The sequence below is a fragment of the Sporichthyaceae bacterium genome (assembly GCA_036493475.1).
GTDB lineage: Bacteria > Actinomycetota > Actinomycetes > Sporichthyales > Sporichthyaceae > DASQPJ01.
In genome coordinates, this window is the sequence record DASXPS010000056.1 from 41,199 (window position 1) to 60,587 (window position 19,389).

At 69.0% G+C, this 19,389-nt stretch carries 13 protein-coding genes; 8 read left to right on the forward strand and 5 right to left on the reverse strand.

The window, feature by feature from the left end; genetic code table 11:
• Nucleotide 1 precedes the first annotated feature (1 nt).
• Entirely contained in the window at nucleotides 2-982 is a 981-nt protein-coding gene (locus VGJ14_06320) for an ABC transporter permease (GenBank protein ID HEY2832021.1), read from the reverse strand.
• Between the two features lie 65 nt (nucleotides 983-1,047).
• Nucleotides 1,048-3,666: an alpha-glucan family phosphorylase gene (gene glgP, locus VGJ14_06325; GenBank protein ID HEY2832022.1), complete on the reverse strand. Its 2,619-nt coding sequence runs from the start codon at nucleotides 3,664-3,666 to the stop codon at nucleotides 1,048-1,050.
• 84 nt (nucleotides 3,667-3,750) lie between these two features.
• Here glgP and VGJ14_06330 point away from each other — a divergent pair, with 84 nt between their 5' ends.
• From VGJ14_06330 to VGJ14_06350, 5 genes are all read left to right on the forward strand, one after another.
• The gene (locus VGJ14_06330; protein ID HEY2832023.1) at nucleotides 3,751-5,727 is read left to right on the forward strand and encodes an alpha-1,4-glucan--maltose-1-phosphate maltosyltransferase; all 1,977 of its coding nucleotides are present in this window, start codon (nucleotides 3,751-3,753) and stop codon (nucleotides 5,725-5,727) included.
• Nucleotides 5,728-5,731: 4 nt separating this feature from the next.
• Nucleotides 5,732-7,465 (forward strand): maltose alpha-D-glucosyltransferase, encoded by a 1,734-nt coding sequence (treS, locus tag VGJ14_06335; GenBank protein ID HEY2832024.1) that lies wholly within the window; start codon nucleotides 5,732-5,734, stop codon nucleotides 7,463-7,465.
• 117 nt (nucleotides 7,466-7,582) lie between these two features.
• Nucleotides 7,583-9,001 (forward strand): aminoglycoside phosphotransferase, encoded by a 1,419-nt coding sequence (locus VGJ14_06340; GenBank protein ID HEY2832025.1) that lies wholly within the window; start codon nucleotides 7,583-7,585, stop codon nucleotides 8,999-9,001.
• Nucleotides 8,998-11,190: a 1,4-alpha-glucan branching protein GlgB gene (glgB, locus tag VGJ14_06345; protein HEY2832026.1), complete on the forward strand. Its 2,193-nt coding sequence runs from the start codon at nucleotides 8,998-9,000 to the stop codon at nucleotides 11,188-11,190. The genes VGJ14_06340 and glgB overlap by 4 nt, the downstream gene beginning before the upstream one ends.
• A gap of 89 nt (nucleotides 11,191-11,279) precedes the next feature.
• The gene (locus VGJ14_06350) at nucleotides 11,280-12,407 is read left to right on the forward strand and encodes a glycosyltransferase family 2 protein (GenBank protein ID HEY2832027.1); all 1,128 of its coding nucleotides are present in this window, start codon (nucleotides 11,280-11,282) and stop codon (nucleotides 12,405-12,407) included.
• A 12-nt stretch (nucleotides 12,408-12,419) separates the two neighbouring features.
• On the opposite strand, the gene VGJ14_06355 is transcribed toward VGJ14_06350, so the two are convergent.
• The 3 genes from VGJ14_06355 to VGJ14_06365 form a co-directional block, all read right to left on the reverse strand.
• Entirely contained in the window at nucleotides 12,420-13,223 is an 804-nt protein-coding gene (locus VGJ14_06355; protein HEY2832028.1) for a DUF6445 family protein, read from the reverse strand.
• A 102-nt stretch (nucleotides 13,224-13,325) separates the two neighbouring features.
• A complete protein-coding gene (locus VGJ14_06360; GenBank protein HEY2832029.1) occupies nucleotides 13,326-14,585 on the reverse strand; it encodes a hypothetical protein in 1,260 nt (419 codons plus the stop codon).
• An 81-nt stretch (nucleotides 14,586-14,666) separates the two neighbouring features.
• Nucleotides 14,667-16,022, reverse strand: coding sequence for a glycosyltransferase (locus tag VGJ14_06365; protein ID HEY2832030.1), 1,356 nt, complete (start codon nucleotides 16,020-16,022; stop codon nucleotides 14,667-14,669).
• Between the two features lie 199 nt (nucleotides 16,023-16,221).
• On the opposite strand from VGJ14_06365, the gene VGJ14_06370 reads away from it, so the two are divergent.
• The 3 genes from VGJ14_06370 to VGJ14_06380 are packed head-to-tail and all read left to right on the forward strand — an operon-like array spanning nucleotide 16,222 to nucleotide 19,326.
• Nucleotides 16,222-17,259 (forward strand): hypothetical protein, encoded by a 1,038-nt coding sequence (locus VGJ14_06370; GenBank protein ID HEY2832031.1) that lies wholly within the window; start codon nucleotides 16,222-16,224, stop codon nucleotides 17,257-17,259.
• Nucleotides 17,223-18,302 (forward strand): ABC transporter permease, encoded by a 1,080-nt coding sequence (locus VGJ14_06375; GenBank protein ID HEY2832032.1) that lies wholly within the window; start codon nucleotides 17,223-17,225, stop codon nucleotides 18,300-18,302. The genes VGJ14_06370 and VGJ14_06375 overlap by 37 nt, the downstream gene beginning before the upstream one ends.
• A gap of 1 nt (nucleotide 18,303) precedes the next feature.
• Complete coding sequence (locus VGJ14_06380) at nucleotides 18,304-19,326, forward strand: ATP-binding cassette domain-containing protein (GenBank protein ID HEY2832033.1); 1,023 nt, start codon at nucleotides 18,304-18,306, stop codon at nucleotides 19,324-19,326.
• Nucleotides 19,327-19,389: the final 63 nt, after the last annotated feature.

A 19,389-nucleotide genomic window follows, 5' to 3' on the forward strand; every position in this document is an offset into this window, starting at 1 on the left:
CTCATCGCGATTTCGGATCCAGCGCGTCGCGCAGGCCGTCCCCGAAGAGATTGAAGGCCAGCACGGTGATGAAGATGGCAAGGCCGGGCACGATCACGAAACCCGGCGCGACGGTGTACAGCGGCACCGCACCGGTGAGCATCCCGCCCCACGACGCGGTGGGCTCGGCCACCCCGACGCCGAAGAACGACAGCGCGGCCTCGAACAGGATGTTGGTGGGGATGAGCAGCGTGCCGTACACCAGGATCGGCCCGGCCAGGTTGGGCAACAGCTCGCGGAACACGATGTGCCCGGTGCCCGCGCCCAGGCTGCGCGCGGCGTCGACGAATTCCCGTTCGCGCAGGGAGAGGGTCTGTCCGCGCACGATGCGCCCGATGTAGGGCCAGGAGAAGAATCCGATCACCACGATCAGCAGCACCACTCGCAAAGTGTTGCCGCTCAGGCCGAACGCCTCGCCCTGCACCGCCCCGCCCAGGGCGAGCGCGAACAGCAGCAGCGGGAAGGCCAGGAACACGTCCATGGTGCGCGCGATGACCGCATCCACCCAGCCGCCGCGGTAGCCGGCCAGCACACCGAGCACGGTGCCGAGGGTCACCGACAGCAGGGTGGCCCCGAATGCGACCAGCAAGGAGATGCGTGCGCCGTAGAGCGTGCGACTGAACAGGTCCCGGCCGTTGATGGGTTCCAGCCCGAACAGATGGTGCACGCTGATCCCGCCCCAGCGGCCCTTGGGCGCGCCGAAGGTGGGGTCGATGAGGTTCTGGTGGAACTCATCCGGCGGGTCGCCGAGCACCTTCACGATCAGCGGCGCGGCGATGGCGACGACCACCAGGGCGATGACCACGACGCCGCCGGTGATGGCCACCCGGTCGCGGCGCAGCCGCCGCCAGGCAATGGCGGCCGGCGACCGGCCGGCCACCCACGGCCCGACCGGAACCACCACGGTGAGATCGCCGTGTGGTTCCGGGGGCGGTGCGGTCATGGCCGATTATGTTCCGGCCCAGCCCCGCAATCGGGTAATGAACCGGCCGGAGATCAGCGCTGATATCAGCGCAGCACGTAGCTGTCCGGCGCCACGCTCGGCCCGGCCGGTGGTACCGCCACCAGCCCGAGTTCGGCCGGCCCGGCCAGCAGGCGGTGCGCGGGCAGCACCCGGACGGTGTAGCCGAACGGCCCGGAACGGTCCAACGCGACGCTGCCCTCGTACCGCATTCGGCCGCCCTCGTAGGCCTGGGCCACGGACAGCGTCATGGTGCTGGTGTTGGTCAGCTGGTCGGCCTCGTCCACCCGACCGTGCACCAACTGCACGTCGACGTCCGCCGGCTCGAGCTCACCGAGGGTGACGAAGGCCTGCACGGTCAACGCGTCACCGACTGACGCGCCGTCAGCCGCGCCGGTGGCCTCCACGTGCTCCACCCGCACCCCGGACCACCCCGCCCGCACCCGCGATTTCCAGATGGCCAGCTCGCGGGCCCCGGCCAGCTTGTCCTCGGCCAGTTCACGGGAGGACCGGGCGGCCGGTGCGTACAGCTCGTTGACGTAGTCCCCGACCATCCTGGTGGCCAGCACCTTCGGCCCCAACGATCCGATGGTGTGCCGCACCATCTCGATCCACCGGGCGGGCAGGCCCGTCGCGTCCCGCTCGTAGAACCGCGGCGCCACCGCGGTCTCGATGAGGTCGTAGAGGGCGTTGGACTCGAGTTCGTCGCGGTAGGCCGGGTCCTCGACGCCGGTGGCCGACGGGATCGCCCACCCGTTCTCCCCGTCGTACCACTCGTCCCACCAGCCGTCGAGCACGGACAGGTTCAGACAGCCGTTGAGCGCGGCCTTCATGCCGGACGTGCCACAGGCCTCCAGCGGCCGCAGCGGGTTGTTCAGCCACACGTCGCAGCCGGGGATCATCTCCGCGGCCAGTCCCATGTCGTAGTCGGACAGGAACACGATGCGGTTGCGCACCGCCACGTCGTCGGTGAACCGCACGAGTTCCTGGATCAGTCGCTTGCCGCCGTCATCGGCCGGGTGCGCCTTGCCCGCGATCACGATCTGCACCGGGTGGTCCGGGTGGGTGAGCAGCTTGGCCAGCCGCGCCGGGTTGTGCAGCATCAGCGTCAGGCGCTTGTAGGACGGCACCCGGCGCGCGAAGCCGATGGTGAGCACCTCCGGGTCCAGGGCGTTGGCGATCCAGCCCAGCTCGGCATCCGACGCACCGCGGGCCAGCCACTGCGCGCGCAGCCGCCGGCGGACCGCCTCCACGAGCCGGCCGCGCAGCGTGCGGCCGACGTCGAACAGCGCTCGGGCGGGCACCTCGTCGAGGCTGCCCCAGTCCTCCGCGGTGGCCACGAACGCCTTGCCCATGGTGCGCCGGGCCAACTCGAGGGTCTCCGGGGCGGTCCAGGTGGGGGCGTGCACGCCGTTGGTGATCGAGCTGATCGGCACCTCGTTGGCGTCGAAGCCCGGCCACAGCCCGCCGAACATGTGCCGGGAGACCTCCCCGTGCAACTTGGACACGCCGTTGGCGCGCTGGGCCAGCCGCAGGCCCATTACCGCCATGTTGAACACCGACGGGTCCCCGCCGGCGTAGGTCTCCGCACCCAGCGCGAGCACCCGCTCCACCGGGATGGCCGGGCTGGCGTTGTCGCCGCCGAAGTACTGCGCGATCAGGTCCCGCGGGAAACGGTCGATGCCGGCCGGCACCGGGGTGTGCGTGGTGAACACGGTGCCCGCCCGGGCGGCCTCCAGCGCCGCCTCGAACGGCAGGCCGTCCTCCTCCGCGTACTCCCGAATGCGCTCGACGCCGAGGAAGCCGGCGTGGCCCTCGTTGGTGTGGAACACCTCCGGCGCCGGGGTGGCGGTCAGCCGGCAGTAGACGCGCAACGCGCGCACGCCGCCGATGCCGAGCAGCAGTTCCTGGTGCAGCCGGTGCTCGGTGCCGCCGCCGTAGAGACGGTCGGTGACCTCGCGCTCGAACGGCCCGTTCTCCTCCACATCGGAGTCGAGCAGCAGCAGCGGCACCCGACCCACCGCGGCCAGCCACACCTTGGCCACCAGCACCCGCGCGCCGGGCAGCGAGATGCGCACCCGCACGTGGGACCCGTCGTTCTCGCGCAGCGCCTCGATCGGCAGCTCGTAGGGGTCGAGGACCGGGTAGCGCTCCTGTTGCCAGCCTTCCCTGGACAGTGACTGGATGAAGTAGCCGTGCCGGTAGAGCAGCCCGACGCCGATGATCGGCACGCCGAGGTCGCTGGCCGCCTTCAGGTGATCACCGGCCAGGATGCCCAGGCCGCCGGAGTACTGCGGCAGCACCGCGGTGATGCCGAATTCCGGGGAGAAGTAGGCGATCGCCCGGGGCAGGTCGCCGACCTCGGCGTCGGTGCGCTGGTACCAGCGGGGTTCGCTGCGGTAAGCGTCCAGGTCCCGTAGGGCCTCGGTCATCCGATCGAGGAACTCGTGATCCCGCGCCAGATCGACCAGGCGTTCCGCGGACACCGCGCCCAGCAGCTTGACGGGGTCGTGTCCGACCTCGTCCCACACCTGTGGATCCACTGCGGCAAACACCGCTCGGGTGTCCTCGTGCCAGGACCACCGCAGGTTGGTCGCCAACTCGCCCAACGGACGCAACGGCGCGGGCAACGCCGTACGGACGGTGAAGCGGCGAATGGCTCTCACAGCTCTCCCTCGTTCAGCCGACCCCTCCGTCGACCCTAATGGCCCGCTGGTTGACAACGGGACAGACGGGTACCTTCACAGCCGATGAACGGACGTATTCCCATCACCGATGTGCAGCCGCAGGTGGATTGCGCCACCCGGCCCGCGAAGGCTGTCGTCGACGAGGTCTTCGAGGTCCGCGCCACCGTCTTCCGGGAGGGCCACGACGCGGTCTCCGCCAACGTGGTGCTGCGCGATCCGCGCGGCAAACCGGGCCCGCTGATCCCGATGCGGTTGCTGGCGCCGGGCACCGACCGCTGGGGGGCGGACATCTCCGCCGCGCGGCAGGGACGCTGGACGTTCACGGTGGAGGCCTGGAGCGATCCGGTGGCCAGCTGGCAGCACGACGCGGGCATCAAGGTCAACAACGGCATGGACACCGAGCTGATGCTCGAGGAGGGCGCGCGGCTGTTCAGCCGCGCGGCGGAGGGGGTGCCCGCGGACGACGGGCGGGACGTGGTGCTGGACGCGGTGAGCGCGCTGCGCGACCGCAGCCGACCCGCCCTGGTGCGGTTGGCCGCGGGCATGTCCCCGGAGCTGGCCGCGGTGCTGTCCAGGTACCCGGTACGCGACATGTTGACCGCGTCCAAGCGCTATCCGCTGCAGGTGGAACGGCGTGCGGCGCTGTACTCCAGCTGGTATGAGTTCTTCCCGCGCAGTGAGGGCGCCACCCTGGACCCGCCGCGGTCCGGCACCTTCCGCACCGCCGCGGAACGTCTACCGGCGATCGCCGCCATGGGCTTCGACGTGGTGTACCTCCCGCCGATCCACCCAATCGGCCACGCCTATCGCAAGGGCGCGAACAACACCCTCACGCCGGGCCCGGACGACCCCGGGTCCCCGTGGGCGATCGGTTCGGAGGACGGCGGCCACGACGCGGTGCACCCCGACCTGGGCACCCTGGAGGACTTCGACGCCTTCGTCGGCCGGGTTCGCGAGCTGGGCATGGAGATCGCGCTCGACCTCGCGCTGCAGTGCTCCCCGGACCACCCGTGGGTCAAGGAGCACCCGGAGTGGTTCACCACCCGCGCCGACGGCACCATCGCCTACGCGGAAAACCCACCGAAGAAGTACCAGGACATCTACCCGGTCAACTTCGACAACGACCCGGAGGGCCTGTTCGTCGAGGTGCTGCGCGTGCTGCGGCACTGGATGGACCACGGGGTGCGCGTCTTCCGGGTGGACAACCCGCACACCAAGCCGGTGATGTTCTGGGAGGAACTGCTCGGCGAGATCCGCAAGACCGACCCGGATGTGGTGTTCCTGGCCGAGGCGTTCACCCGTCCGGCGATGATGCGCGAGCTGGCCAAGGTCGGCTTCCAGCAGTCCTACACGTACTTCACCTGGCGTACCGAGAAGGCGGAACTGCAGGCCTATGCCGAGGAGTTGGCCGAGGAGACCGGCCACTTCATGCGCCCGAACTTCTTCGTCAACACCCCGGACATCCTGCACGCGTTCCTGCAGTACGGCGGCCCGCCCGCGTTCCGCATTCGGGCCGTACTGGCGGCCACCCTGTCCCCCGCCTGGGGGGTCTACTCCGGCTACGAGTTGTTCGAGCACGTCGCGGTGCGACCGGGCAGCGAGGAATATCTGGACTCGGAGAAGTACCAGTACCGCCCGCGCGACTGGGCCGCGGCGGAGGCCGAGGGTCGCAGCCTGGCGCCGTACCTGACCCTGCTCAACCGGGTGCGTCGCGACCACCCGGCGCTGCAGCAACTGCGCGACATCACCTTCCACCCGGTCGACAACCCCGCGATGCTCGCGTACTCCAAGTCCGCACCCCTGCCCGGCAGCGGACGGGACACGGTGTTCGTGGTGATCAACCTGGACCCGCACGGGGCGCGGGAGGCCATCCTCACCGTGAACCTGGCCGCACTGGGCATGGCCGAGGGTGATCGGTTCGTGGTTTCGGACGTGTTCACCGGGGCCAGTTACACCTGGGGCGATGCGAACTACGTCCGGCTGGATCCGTTCGTCGAGCCCGCCCACTTGCTGACGGTCCATCCGATCGAGACGGGTTAGCCAGGTGACCGAGACCCCGCCGAGCGATGCCTACATCGATTCCTATCAGGACACGGCGGCGAGTCCGTCGGATCCCGACTGGTTCAAGCGGGCGGTCTTCTACGAGGTCCTGGTCCGCTCCTTCGATGACTCCAACGCGGACGGCATCGGTGACCTGCCGGGGTTGACCTCGCGGCTGGACTATCTGCAATGGCTCGGCGTGGATTGCCTGTGGCTGCCGCCGTTCTACGCCTCGCCGATGCGCGACGGCGGCTACGACATCAGCGACTACACCGCGGTACATCCCGACTTCGGCACCATCGGTGACTTCGTGGAATTCATCGACGCGGCACACGATCGCGGCATCCGGGTGATCGTCGACTTCGTCATGAACCACACCTCGGACGCCCATCCGTGGTTCCAGGCCTCGCGCACCGACCCGGCCGGCCCGTACGGCGATTTCTACGTGTGGGCCGACGACGACAAGGGCTACGGCGACACCCGGATCATCTTCGTCGACACCGAGACCTCCAACTGGACCTTCGACCCGGTGCGCAAGCAGTACTTCTGGCACCGCTTCTTCTCCCACCAGCCGGATCTGAACTTCGACAACCCGCGGGTGCAAGAGGCGATCATGGAGGCGCTGCGCTTCTGGTTGGACCTGGGCATCGACGGCTTCCGGCTGGACGCGGTGCCCTACCTGTACGAGCGGGAGGGCACCAACTGCGAGAACCTCGACGAGACGCACGACTTCCTCAAGATGGTCCGCGCCGATGTCGACCGGCTCTACCCGGACCGGGTGCTGCTGTGCGAGGCCAACCAGTGGCCGCAGGACGTGGTGGAGTACCTCGGCGACGGCGACGAGTGCCACATGGCCTTCCACTTCCCGGTCATGCCGCGGCTGTTCATGGGCGTGCGCCGGGAGTCGCGCTATCCGATCTCGGAAATCATGGCCGGCACGCCGAAGATCCCGGACAACTGCCAGTGGGCCATCTTCCTGCGCAACCACGACGAGTTGACGCTGGAGATGGTCACCGACGAAGAGCGCGACTACATGTACGCGGAGTACGCCAAGGACCCGCGGATGAAGGCCAACATCGGCATCCGTCGGCGGTTGGCCCCGCTGCTGGAGAACGACCGCAACCGCCTGGAACTGTTCACCGCCCTGGTGCTCTCGCTGCCCGGCTCGCCGGTGCTGTACTACGGCGACGAGATCGGCATGGGCGACAACATCTGGCTCGGTGACCGCGACGGGGTGCGCACCCCCATGCAATGGACGCCCGACCGCAACGCCGGCTTCTCCCGGGCGAATCCCGGCAAGCTGACCCTGCCGATCATCATGGACCCGATCTATGGCTATCAGGTGACCAACGTCGAGGCGCAGACCGCGTCGCCAACCTCGCTGCTGCACTGGACCCGCCGGATGATCGAGGTGCGCAAGGCCAACTACGCCTTCGGCCTGGGTGAGTTCATCGACCTGGGCGGGTCGAACCCGTCGGTGCTGTCGTTCCTGCGGGAGTACCACGGGACCGAGGGTTCCGACATCGTGCTGTGTGTGAACAACCTCTCCCGGTTCCCCCAGCCGGTGGAGCTGGACCTGCGTCGATTCGACGGCTACCGGCCGGTGGAACTGGTCGGTGGCGTGGAATTCCCGGCCATCGGCGAGCTCCCGTATCTGCTCACCGTGGCCGGACACGGCCACTTCTGGTTCCGCCTCGACCCCGCGCCGACCACGGCGGCCGGCCCGGTCGGTGGGTGATCCTCGCGATGCTGGTCAACCCGCTTCAATCGGCTCGGCAGCGAGAGTGAAAGCGTGCTCTCGCTGCGCTCGCCTCAATCGCGGGTAAGGGCTCCTCCGGGGGGTAAAAGCCGAAGCATGACCCCCGAAGTGATGATGCCCTGGCTGAGCGGACGGCGATGGTTCGCCGGCAAAGGACGGCAGGTCAGCGACGTGACCCTGGCCGCGTCCGGCTGGCTGCAGGACAATCCGCCCGTGCGCATCGAGTTCGTCACGGTGCGCTACGCCGACGCCGAGGGCGAGGAGGCCCCGCAGGACACCTACCAGGTTCCGGTGGTCTACCGCCGCGAGCCGCTGGAAAGCCTGGGCCATGCGCTGATCGGGCAGACCGAGCTGGCGGAGCACGGCGACGGGCCATGGTGGGTCTACGACGCGCTGTACGACAAGGAAGTCACCGGCCTGTGGCCGACGGGCATGCGCGAGGACCGCGACACCGAGGGCATGGCGTTCCGCCACGAACCCGCCAACGCAACCCCGGACACCCCGGCAGAGGCGAACGTGTTGTCCGGTGAGCAGTCCAACACCTCGCTGGTGTTCGGCGACGCGATGATCCTCAAGGTGTTCCGTCGGCTCGCCGACGGCCCGAACCCGGACGTGGAGTTGCACCACGCGCTCGCCGAGGCGGGCAACAGCCGGGTGGCCGCGCTGCTCGGCTGGGTGGAGGGCGAGTGGCCGAACGGGCAGCGCCCGCACCACGGCACGCTGGCCATCGCGAGTGAATTCCTGACCTCGGCCACGGCCGGCTGGGACGCCGCCCTGACCAGCGTGCGTGACCTGTACGCACAGCCGGACGGGGTGAGCGCGGACGATGCGGGCGGGGATTTCGCCGGGGAGTCCTGCCGACTGGGTGAGGCCACCGCGGAGGTGCACGCCGATCTGGCCCGCATGCTCGGTGACGCCGAATTGGACCAGCCCGCGCGCGCCGACCTGGCCGCGGAGATGTCCGCACGATTGGCCGCGGCGTGCGTGGTGGTGCCCGAACTGGATCCCTATCGCACGCACATGACCGCGGTGTACGCCCGACTCGCGAGCTTCACCGGTCCGCTGCGCAAGCAACGCGTGCACGGCGACCTGCATCTGGGTCAGGTAATGCGCAGCGCAACGGGTTGGCGGATCCTCGACTTCGAGGGTGAGCCGGCCCGGCCGATGGCGGCCCGACGGGGCATGGACTGTCCACTCAAGGACGTCGCGGGGATGATCCGTTCCTTCGACTATGCGGCCCGTCACCTGTTGCCCGGCGCCCCGAACACCGCGGCGTCCCGGGCCACCGAATGGGCCGAACGCAACCAACAGGCCTACCTGGAGGGCTACGCACGCACCATCGGCGCCGCCCCGGAAGCCGACCCGCTGCTCGCGTTTGTGCTGGACAAGGCCTGCTATGAGGTGTTGTACGAAGCACGCAACCGGCCCGACTGGCTGAACGTGCCGTTGTCCGCAATCGAGGGCTTGCTCGCCACCGCTTCTCCAGGCGCCCACCCGGGAGGATATTCCTCGTGACCACCACGCCCCATCTCGCGCGCACCGCTCCAGTGGGTGCCGACGAACTCGCGCGCCTGGTCGCCGGCGCGCACCACGACCCGCACTCGGTCCTCGGCGCGCATCCGCACGCCGGGGCGGTCACCATCCGGGCGCTGCGCCCATTCGCCCGAGAGATCAACGCGCTGGTCGGCAACGAGCGGTATCCCCTGGTACACGAGTACGAGGGCGTCTTCGTCGGGCTCGTCCCCGGCGAGACCGTGCCGGACTACCGCCTGGAGGTGATCTACGAGGGCGACACCTGGGTGGTCGACGACCCGTACCGGTTCCTGCCCACGCTGGGCGAAATCGACCGGCATCTGATCGCCGAGGGACGGCACGAGCAGCTGTGGGACGTGCTGGGCGCGCACGTCCGTCGGTATGACGCGCCGTCAGGACCCATCGTCGGCACGTCGTTCGCCGTCTGGGCGCCGAATGCCCGCGGGGTGCGGGTGGTCGGCGAACTCAACTATTGGGACGGTCGCGCGCACCCGATGCGCACGTTGGGCTCCACCGGGGTGTGGGAGCTGTTCGTGCCGGGCATCGGCAACGGCTCCTGCTACAAGTTCGAGATCCTCGGCCCGGACGGCCGGTGGCGGCAGAAGGCCGACCCGTTGGCCTTCGCCACCGAGGTGCCACCGAAGACCGCGTCGCGGGTGTATGAGTCGCGCTACGTGTGGAACGACGAGGAGTGGATGACCCGGCGTACGCAACACGCGCCCGAAACGGGCCCGATGAGCGTGTACGAGGTGCACCTGGGCTCCTGGCGGGCCGGGCTGTCCTATACCGACCTGGCCGACCAACTCGTCGCGCATGTGCGCGAGCTCGGCTTCACCCACGTGGAGTTCCTCCCGGTGGCCGAGCACCCCTTCGGCGGCTCGTGGGGATATCAGGTCTCCTCGTACTTCGCGCCCACCGCGCGTTTCGGCGACCCGGACGACTTCCGGCTGCTGGTGGACCGGCTGCATCAGGCCGGCGTCGGCGTCATCGTCGACTGGGTACCCGCGCACTTCCCCAAGGACGAGTGGGCGCTGGCCGACTTCGACGGCACCGATCTCTACGAGCACCCCGACCCCCGTCGCGGGGAGCAGCCCGACTGGGGCACGTTGGTGTTCAACTACGGGCGCACCGAGGTTCGCAACTTCCTGGTCGCCAACGCCTGCTACTGGCTCGAGGAGTTCCACATCGACGGGCTGCGGGTCGATGCCGTGGCCTCGATGCTCTACCTGGATTACTCCCGCGAGGAAGGTCAGTGGACGCCGAACAAGTACGGCGGCCGGGAGAACCTGGAGGCGGTCTCGTTCCTGCAGGAGATGAACGCGACGGTCTACAAGCGGGTGCCCGGCGCGTTCACCGTGGCCGAGGAATCCACCGCGTGGCCGGGCGTCACCCGGCCCACGCATCTGGGCGGGTTGGGCTTCGGCTTCAAGTGGAACATGGGCTGGATGCACGACTCGTTGGCCTACATCCGCCAGGACCCGGTGCACCGCAGCTACCACCACCACGAGATGACGTTCTCGATGATGTACGCGTGGTCGGAGAACTACGTGTTGCCGATCTCGCACGACGAGGTGGTGCACGGCAAGGGCTCGATGTTCGGCAAGATGCCCGGCGACCGCTGGCAGAAGCTGGCCAATCTGCGTGCCTACCTGGCCTTCATGTGGGCCCACCCCGGCAAGCAATTGGTGTTCATGGGTGCGGAGCTGGGCCAGGAATCGGAGTGGTCGGAATCCCGCTCGCTGGACTGGTGGTTGCTCGAGCATCCCGATCACGCCGGCGTGCAACAACTGGTCGGTGACCTGAACGCGGTCTACCGGGACACCCCGGCGATGTGGCAGTTGGACGTCTCGCCGGACGGCTTCGCCTGGATCGACGCGAACGACTCGAACAGCAATGTGTTCTCGTTCCTGCGCTACGGCGCGGACGGCTCGGTGCTGGCCAGCGTGTCGAACTTCGCCAACATGGTGCACTCCAACTACCGACTCGGCCTGCCCCAGCCGGGCCGCTGGGCCGAGGTGCTGAACACCGACGCCACCGGTTATGCCGGCAGCGGGGTGGGCAACCTCGGTGGGGTGGGCGCGGTTGCCGAGCCGTGGCATGGGCTGCCCACCTCGACCAGGCTCACCCTGCCGCCGCTGGGCACCATCTGGTTGCGGTACGTACCGGGCTGACGGCCCTTCCCCCGGACGGCGGAAGCACGTTTCGTCGCGACTGTCCGATTTGTACGGTCGGCAGGAGCGTCGGAATCAGGGGGGACGTCATGACCTCGGTCGGCCTGTGCATGATCGTCAAAAATGAGGCACACGTGATCGAGCGTTGCTTGGGCTCGGTGCGCACGTTCGTCGATCACTGGACCATCGTTGACACCGGCTCCACCGATGGCACGCAAGAGTTGATCCGCGCACTGCTCGGTGACACCCCGGGTCACCTGCACGAGCGCCCGTGGCGCGACTTCGGGCACAACCGGTCCGAGGCGTTGGCCCTGGCCCGGCCGCATGCCGACTACAGCTTCGTGATCGACGCCGACGAAGTGCTCGAGGCGCCCACCGGTTTTGGCTGGCCCGACCTCACCGCGGACGCGGTCCACCTCCAGCACCGCACCGGTGCGACGACCTACCGCCGGGCGAGCCTGGTGGCCAACCGCCTGGCATGGCTCTATCGCGGCGTGCTGCACGAGTACCTCGAAGTGCCCGGCGTGGCGACCGCCTCGACGTACCTGGACGGGCCGGTGGTCTCGGGGCTTTTCGACGGAGGCCGCAGTCAGGGCGTGAGCCCCGCCGAGAAGTACGCCCGCGACGCCCTGGTGCTCGAGGCGGCGCTGGCCGCCGAGCCCGACAACGCCCGCTACCAGTACTACCTGGCCCGCAGCTATCGGGACAGCGGGCAGCTCACCAAGGCCCTCGAGGCGTTTCGTCGGCGCGCGATCATGGGTGGCTTCGACGAGGAGGTGGCCGACTCGCTGTTCGAGGTGGCCCGTCACCTCGAAACCCTGCAGGCCGACCCCGACGAGATCGTGGTGGCCTACCTGAAGGCCTGGGAGCATCGTCCCAGCCGCGCGGAGGCGTTGACGGAGCTTGCCCGCCACGCCCGGGAGGCCAAGCGGTTCCCACTGGCTCGTCTCGTCGCGCAACAGGCGATGCGACTCCCGCGTCCGGCAGGCGACCTGCTCTGGGTGCAGGAGGACGTGTACTCCTGGCGCAGCGAGGACGAATTTGCGGTTGCGTCGTACTGGACGGGGCACTACGCGGAGTCGGCTGCGGCCTGCCGCCACCTGCTCGCCGGCGACCAGCTGCCCGCGGAGCAGCGGGCCCGAGTCGTCGCGAATCTCGATTTCGCGCAGAGTCGCTGCCCGGCGGAGCCCGGGCTGCTGCCGGCGCAACGCGCCTGATGCCACGTCCGCTCAGACGTCGAAGAAGAACAACTGCACGAGCCGGGACGCATCGGCAGGCTCCCGGAACCCCTCGTACGACGAGGCCGAATGGATCAGGCTGGCGTCCCAGACGACCAGCCGGTTGTAGACCGCGCCCACCGCCTCGACAAGTTCCCAGTTGTCCGGGTGCTCGAGGTTGTAGGCCTCGTAAACCGCAGCCTCGGCATCCGCGATCGCCTCGGTCGTGCCCAGCCGGCGCGTCTCGAGCGGATGGGTGGGACGACGCCGGCACCCGTGGGTGCGGTCGCGCCAAAAGCTGGTCCCGCTGCCCAGCGGTGCATCCGGCGTCAGATAAATCGCGGCCGCGTAGCTCTGGCTGTCGTGATGCCACACCAGCGGGTCGGCGTGGCCGGTCTGCTGAAAGCAGCCGTTGGCGTTGTGCCCGAGCCACTCGGTAACCGCGGTGCCGAGCAGCCGACCGAACTCTTCGCGCAGTCCTGGCCAGAGAAATCGTTGGTCCGATCGCAGGCCTTTGAAGTACGCCGGGTTGGACTGATAGCGCTGGGCCAGAGCCAACGCGCGGATTTCGTCGGGGTTCTGGAGAAAATCGTCCACCACCAGCAGGTGCGGCACCCGCCGGTGAAAGGGATCGGTGGCCCGGTCCGACTCCTGGTGGGCATCAAGGATCTGCCGGGGTATCCACATGGGCAGGCGCGCCTCACCGTTCTCGATCAGGTATCCGGGCCGACCGGCCCGCTCACCGACCTCCCGGACGACACTGCGCTGCCCGGCGAAGGTCACCGTCTGACCCAACGCGAACGCCCTGTCCGTCATCGTCGCCCCACCCGATCAACCCGCGCGATCCCGGACAAACGTTACGCGTTGGCCGGCACCGGCCGCGGCCATTGCTCCGTCCGGACGATGGCTGACGGTCCGTCAGTGAGTTACCGGCGCGGCCGTGTCGGCACACACAACGTAAGCGTGGGCGACGGAGGAGGAGTCGGTGCCACTCACCGTCCAACCATCGGGCGTCGGTTCCGACGATTGCACGGCAGAGGAGCCGAAAAGGCCACCCTGGACGTCGCCGCCGCCACCGAGTCGCGCATCTCCCGCGTCACACGAAGCCGTGGCGGTGCCGTGGGAGGTCGCCTGGTTGGTGTAGACGTGGGGGAAGCCCGGTCCCTGCGGACCCTGTGGACCCGTGAGGCCCTGTGCACCCGTGGCGCCCTGCGCGCCGGTGTGACCCTGAGAACCCTGTGCGCCGGTCAGCCCCTGCGCACCGGTCAGTCCCTGCGCACCCGTCGCCCCCTGCGCACCATTGTGACCCTGAAAGCCTTGCGCGCCGGTGTGACCCTGCGCACCGGTCAGGCCCTGGGCACCGGTCAGCCCCTGCGCACCCGTCGTGCCCTGCGCACCCGTCGTGCCCTGCGCACCATTGTGACCCTGAGAACCCTGCGCGCCGGTCGGCCCCTGGGCACCCGTATCCCCGGTCTCACCGCGGGGACCACGAAAGCCCTGCGAGCCCTGCGTACCCGCGGCGCCCTGCGCACCCGTCAGCCCCTGCGCACCCGTCGCACCGATCGCACCCTGCGCACCATTGTGACCCTGCGAGCCCTGTGCACCGGTCAGCCCCTGCGCACCCGTCAGCCCCTGCGCACCGCTCAGCCCCTGCGCACCGTTGTGACCCTGAGAACCCTGCGCGCCGGTGTGACCCTGCGCGCCGGTAAGGCCCTGCGCACCGGTATCCCCGGTCTCACCGCGCGGCCCGCGAAAGCCCTGCGAGCCCTGCGCTCCCGCGGCGCCCTGCGCACCGGTCAGCCCCTGCGCACCGGTCAGCCCCTGCGCCCCCGTGGAACCCTGCACGCCTGTCAAGCCCTGCGCACCCGTCAAGCCCTGCGCGCCCGTAAGGCCCTGCGCACCCGCAGCCGATCCCGCCGGCCCCTGGGGGCCGGTCGCGCCCCGCGGCCCTGCGGGCCCCTGCGGACCGGTCCGGCCGTGATGGTGATGGCAGTGGTCCGGCCAGTATGCGTAGCAGGAGTAGTAGTACGGATCGTCGTGCGGACCGATCCGGTCGGAATGAGCCGCCGGCACTGTTGCGGCGTAGGACGAGGCGCTGTTGCCCAGCGCGGCAGTCAACATCGCCGTGGGCGCAAGCAGCGCCAGCGCCATAAGCCGTTCCCGGTGGTTGATTCGCACGCCGACCTCGCCCCTGTTTAGTTTCCGACCAGGGGATAGTGGCGGTCGCGGGCCGTGGAGGGGAACAGCATCGGTGGGTGATCACTCGCCCGGCGGACTCGCATTGGCCCATCTGATACCGCGAGCGGCAGGTGGAGGATCCATGGGAGCCCGCGGATGGACGAGCTGACCGCGGGGTGCCTCGGTCAGTCGGCCGGCCAATCCGGATCTGATCGGTAGATGAAGCCGGTTCAAGGCGGGTACGGGGACCGCCGGCATCTCCGACCACAGGTTGCCGAACCCGGCTTCGCCGTCCCAGCAGAAGTCATCGGCACCCAGCTGCACCAGGCGAGCATGAATGGCGGCGTCGTAGTGGGTGGAAATGCAGCGCACCAGGCGCTGGATCTCCTGATTGCGCACCGACTGCGTGTTCGTGCCGCTGGTGTAGTACTGCAGGTAACCGACCTCGGGGATGCGCACCACGGGCGCGTTGAGGAAGGACCGGATACAGATCTCGTAGTCGTCGGCCACGTGCAGCTTGCGGTTGTGCCCGCCGATGTGGTGGTAGAAGTCCCGCCTCCAGGACCGGAAGTGATTCGGCGTGGAGACGATGTGCCGAATCGTCTTGGCGTTGATCGGCGGCGCCTCGATCACCACCAGGTCGCGCCAACCGTCCATGGTCCATACCCGGTCCGGTCGGCAGACGCCGAAACCCCAGGCCCAGCCGTTTTCGTAACTACGATCGCCACCGAGTTCGTAGACCTCGGCGCAATCGGAGTAGACGAAGCCCGCGTCGGGGTTGGCGCGGAATGCCTCGACCACCCACTCCAGCGCGTACGGCGTCAGTTCATCGTCGTGGTCGAGTTCGACCAGGTACGCGCCCTGGCACAGATGGCCGAGCTTGTTCTTGAGTTCGCCGATGTTTCCCGACCGGGAGCGCTGCCGATACAGCGACACCCGGTGGTCGCGCGCGGCCAACGATTCCAACAGCCGCCAGGTCTCACCATCGTCGTCGGAGTCGTCGACGATGACCCACTCCCACTCCGCGTGGCTCTGCTGTTGCAGCGAGCGCAGCGCCCGTTCTATCCGCTTCCCGGTCCGATAGGCGGGGGTGAACACCGATACCAGCGGTGGCGCGTCGGCGGGCTTGGGCACCAAGGCGTCGTGCAGGAAGCAGTGGAGCGCCCGCCCGCCGGCGTCCTCGGGATCCATACCGTCGGGCAGGTTGATCCATCGGCTGCGCAGCGTGTACGGCAGCCGATGCAGCCGCGGGTAGTTCTCGATCGGCCCGAAGGTCACGATTGCCTGTGGCTCGGTGACCGACAACGCGGCGAGCAACTCGTCCTCGCCACCGAACCGATGCACGTCCAGCTCCCGCGTCTCGAAGTCGGGCACCGCAGGTGTGTACAGCTCGCCGCTTCCGCCCAGCACGTACACCACCGGCAGACCGATGTTCATCGCTCCCCCGAGATATCGGCCGATCGAACAGCTCCAGCTAATCGGTCCCCTTTGTCCCGGGTCATGCGGATAAGCCCGATTGGGTGACGGCGAACTGACTGACCGTCCGTCCGGTCGGGAAAGGTGGCACGGCCCTTCAACCGGCGCATCCGTACTGACACGACTATCGCGAAGGCCCGAATAGGGCCACCATGTGCGCATGACGCGGCGCCGAAGCCGGTTCGGTCCCGCGGGCGCGATCGTCGCACTGTGCGTGGGCGTGCTGAGCGCATGCGGCGCACCGACGATCACCCCCGCCGGTCAGGTCGGCATGGAGATCCCCTACGTGGACCCGCTGGCGCCCGGCGCGTCGCCGGTCCTGGCTGTGGGCCCGGCCAAGGCCGTGACCACCGTGACGACTGGTCAGACGAAGCCGGCGCCTGCCAAAGCGGGCACGGCCAAGCAGTCCGCAACCGCGAGCGTGGCGCCCTCCACGCCGAAGAAGTCGGCAAAACCTGAGACCACCACCAGGCCCCCGCCAACGATCCAGGTCAAGAAGGGCCCGGCGAAGACCACGTCGCTGACCCTGCCCAAGCTCGGCGTGTACGGCTACTCGATGAGCGGCAACACCAGCCTCGGCCCGCCCCCGTCCACCATGCCGCTGACCGTGGCCGAGGGTTCCGGGGACGGCGCCCAGTTGTGGACGCTGGATGGCCGCCGAGCCGACGGCTCGGGGATCACCGAGGAACTCACCCTGGCCCGCGGCGCCGACGGCGTCTATTTGCACACCTACCGCCTGGATGCCTCCACCGGTCTGGCCGGACTCATCCTGGAGTTCAATCCCGCCCAACCGGTGTTGTTCGAGCCGGACAAGTTGGCCGCCGGCCAGACCTGGAAGTTCGACCTGACCTCCACCGACGGATGCGCCAGGGCGAGCACCACCCTGGAGGCGATTGAGGTCGGCGCCATCCGTCACATTCGGCTGGCCACGGCGTTGAGTACGGTCGGGCCGTCGTCCTGTACTGCGGTGACCGGCCAGCGGGTGCAGGATCTCGAGCACCCGGCCGCGCAGGTATTGCCCACCCGCATCTCCTCCGACCTGCACGGCACGATGGCCGGCATTCCGGTGAAGGCCACCACCACCGCCAGCAACCCGACCGGTCCCAAGCCGGCCACCGATGCAACGGAGGCTCGCGTGCCAACTGCGACGACGCAGGCCAGATGGCTGCCGATCCGGGACTGCCGCTCATGTGGCTGATCACGCTGCGCGACCTGCAATGGCGCCGTCGTCGATTCGGTTTCGGCGCGCTGGGCGCGGCCATGGTCTTCGCGGTCACCTTGCTGCTGTCCGGGCTGAGCGCGGGGCTGCACGGGGAGGCCAGCCGCAACATTCAGGCGGTCGGCGCCGACGCCTGGCTGGTACGCGCCGGGGTCAGCGGCCCGTTCAGCGCGCTGTCCGCGATGCCGGACACCGTGGTGGAACAGGTCGCGGCCGCCCCCGGCGTCCGCCGGGCCGACCCGTGGATCCTCGCCTTCGGCACCACCGATGGTGCCCGGCAAGTGGACGTCAACGTGGTCGGCTATCGCCCCGGCGGGCTCGGTCCGCCGGCGCCCTCGGCCGGGCGGCAGCCAACCCGTCCCGGTGAGGTGCTGGTGGACTCCGCCACTGGCTACAAGATCGGGGATCAGTTCACCATGAACGGGACCCCGCTGACCGTGGTCGGCAAGGTCAAGCACATGACCCTGCGCGGTGGGGTGGGCAATATCTACCTGAACCTGCGCGACGCCCAAGCGGTGTTGTTCAAGAGCAACCGCATCGTCACCGCGGTCATCACCCAGGGCGTGCCGAAAGACCCGGCGGCGCTCGGACTCGCCGCGCTCAGCCAGACCCAGGCGCGCGGGGACATCCTGCGGTTGTTCCAAAAGGCACTGCGCGGCATCGATCTGCTGCGCCTGATCCTGTGGGCGGTGGCGATCGCGGTGATCGGCACCGTGATCTACCTTTCGGTGCTGGAACGCATCCAGGACCTCGCGGTGCTCAAGGCCATCGGCATCGCCACGAACTCGTTGATGTTCAGTTTGGTGGTGCAGGCGGCGTTGATGTCGCTGCTGGCAGCCGGGGCCGCGATCGTGATGAGTTTCGCCGTCGCGCCGTCGTTCCCCATGCCGGTGTCGATGTCGGTGTCCTCGTGCGCCGCTTTGATCGGTTTCGCGTTCACCATCGGGTTGGTGTCCAGCATCGCCGGGTTACGCCGCGCCGTCGGCGTGGACCCGGCCACCGCGTTCGGGGGGGCGATCTGAGGTGGAAAAGCTCGAGATCCGCGACCTGGTCGTCGAGTTCTCCAGCGGGGACTACCTGGTTCGGCCGCTGGACAAGTTCAAGCTGGACGCCAAATCCGGCGAACTCGTGCTGCTGCTCGGGCCCAGCGGCTGCGGTAAGACCACGCTGCTGTCCTGCCTGGCGGGCATCCTCACCCCGACGTGGGGCAGCATCTCGTTGGACGGCAAGGACATCACCAAGCTCAACGCGGCGCAGCTCACCGACTACCGCCGGCACGGCGTGGGCCTGGTGTTCCAGGGGTTCAAACTGCTGCCCAGCCTGACGGCGCGGGAGAACGTCGAGGCGCCGCTGCGCCTGGCCGGGGTGAGTTCGGCCGCCTCGCGAGCCCGGGCGGAAGAGTTGCTCACCTCGTTCGATCTGGCCGAGCGCATGTCCAGCCGGCCCGGCAAGTTGTCCGGCGGACAGCAACAACGCGTGGCGATCGCCCGGGCGCTGGCCCACGACCCGCCGCTGCTGGTGGCCGATGAGCCGACCGCGGCCCTGGACTACATCCAGGTGGAGAACGTCGTGCGTACCCTGCGCGACCTGGCCAAGCCCGGCCGCATCGTGGTGGTCTCCACCCACGACCACCGGCTGGTGCCGCTGGCCGACAAGGTGATCAAGATGGGCACCGAGCCGGTGCTCGAGGGCGCGCAACCGGGGCCGGTGCGTCTGGCTGCGGGCGAGGAGCTGTTCGCCCAGGGCGATCGCGGCGAGTTGATCTACGTGGTCCAGCGCGGCGGTATCGACCTGTTCCGCCTCCTCGCCGAGGGCGGCGAGGAACTCATCCACACCAGCGGACCCGGCGAGTACTTCGGCGAACTCGCGCCGCTGTTCGGCTTCCCCCGGTCGGCCACCGCGCGCGCCGCCGGGAACACCGAGCTGATCGGCTACACGGCGCAACAGTTCCGCGAGATGGTCGGTCCCGAAGGCATCCGCAAGGCCATGGGCCGCGGCCGCGCCGAGCCCCAACCCGAGCCCGAGCACGAGCCGGCCGACGCCTGAGTCACTCCATCGGCCCTATCCCCTAGCGCCCGGCCGGCCCACGGTGAGGGTTAGCTCGACGCC

What these genes read in the sequence shown, in the direction of transcription:
- VGJ14_06320 (HEY2832021.1), bottom strand. Translation starts at nt 982, where the DNA reads ATGACCGCACCGCCCCCGGAACCACACGGCGATCTCACCGTGGTGGTT.
- VGJ14_06330 (HEY2832023.1), top strand. Translation starts at nt 3,751, where the DNA reads ATGAACGGACGTATTCCCATCACCGATGTGCAGCCGCAGGTGGATTGC.
- VGJ14_06340 (HEY2832025.1), top strand. Translation starts at nt 7,583, where the DNA reads ATGACCCCCGAAGTGATGATGCCCTGGCTGAGCGGACGGCGATGGTTC.
- VGJ14_06350 (HEY2832027.1), top strand. Translation starts at nt 11,280, where the DNA reads ATGACCTCGGTCGGCCTGTGCATGATCGTCAAAAATGAGGCACACGTG.
- VGJ14_06355 (HEY2832028.1), bottom strand. Translation starts at nt 13,223, where the DNA reads ATGACGGACAGGGCGTTCGCGTTGGGTCAGACGGTGACCTTCGCCGGG.
- VGJ14_06365 (HEY2832030.1), bottom strand. Translation starts at nt 16,022, where the DNA reads ATGAACATCGGTCTGCCGGTGGTGTACGTGCTGGGCGGAAGCGGCGAG.
- VGJ14_06370 (HEY2832031.1), top strand. Translation starts at nt 16,222, where the DNA reads ATGACGCGGCGCCGAAGCCGGTTCGGTCCCGCGGGCGCGATCGTCGCA.
- VGJ14_06375 (HEY2832032.1), top strand. Translation starts at nt 17,223, where the DNA reads ATGGCTGCCGATCCGGGACTGCCGCTCATGTGGCTGATCACGCTGCGC.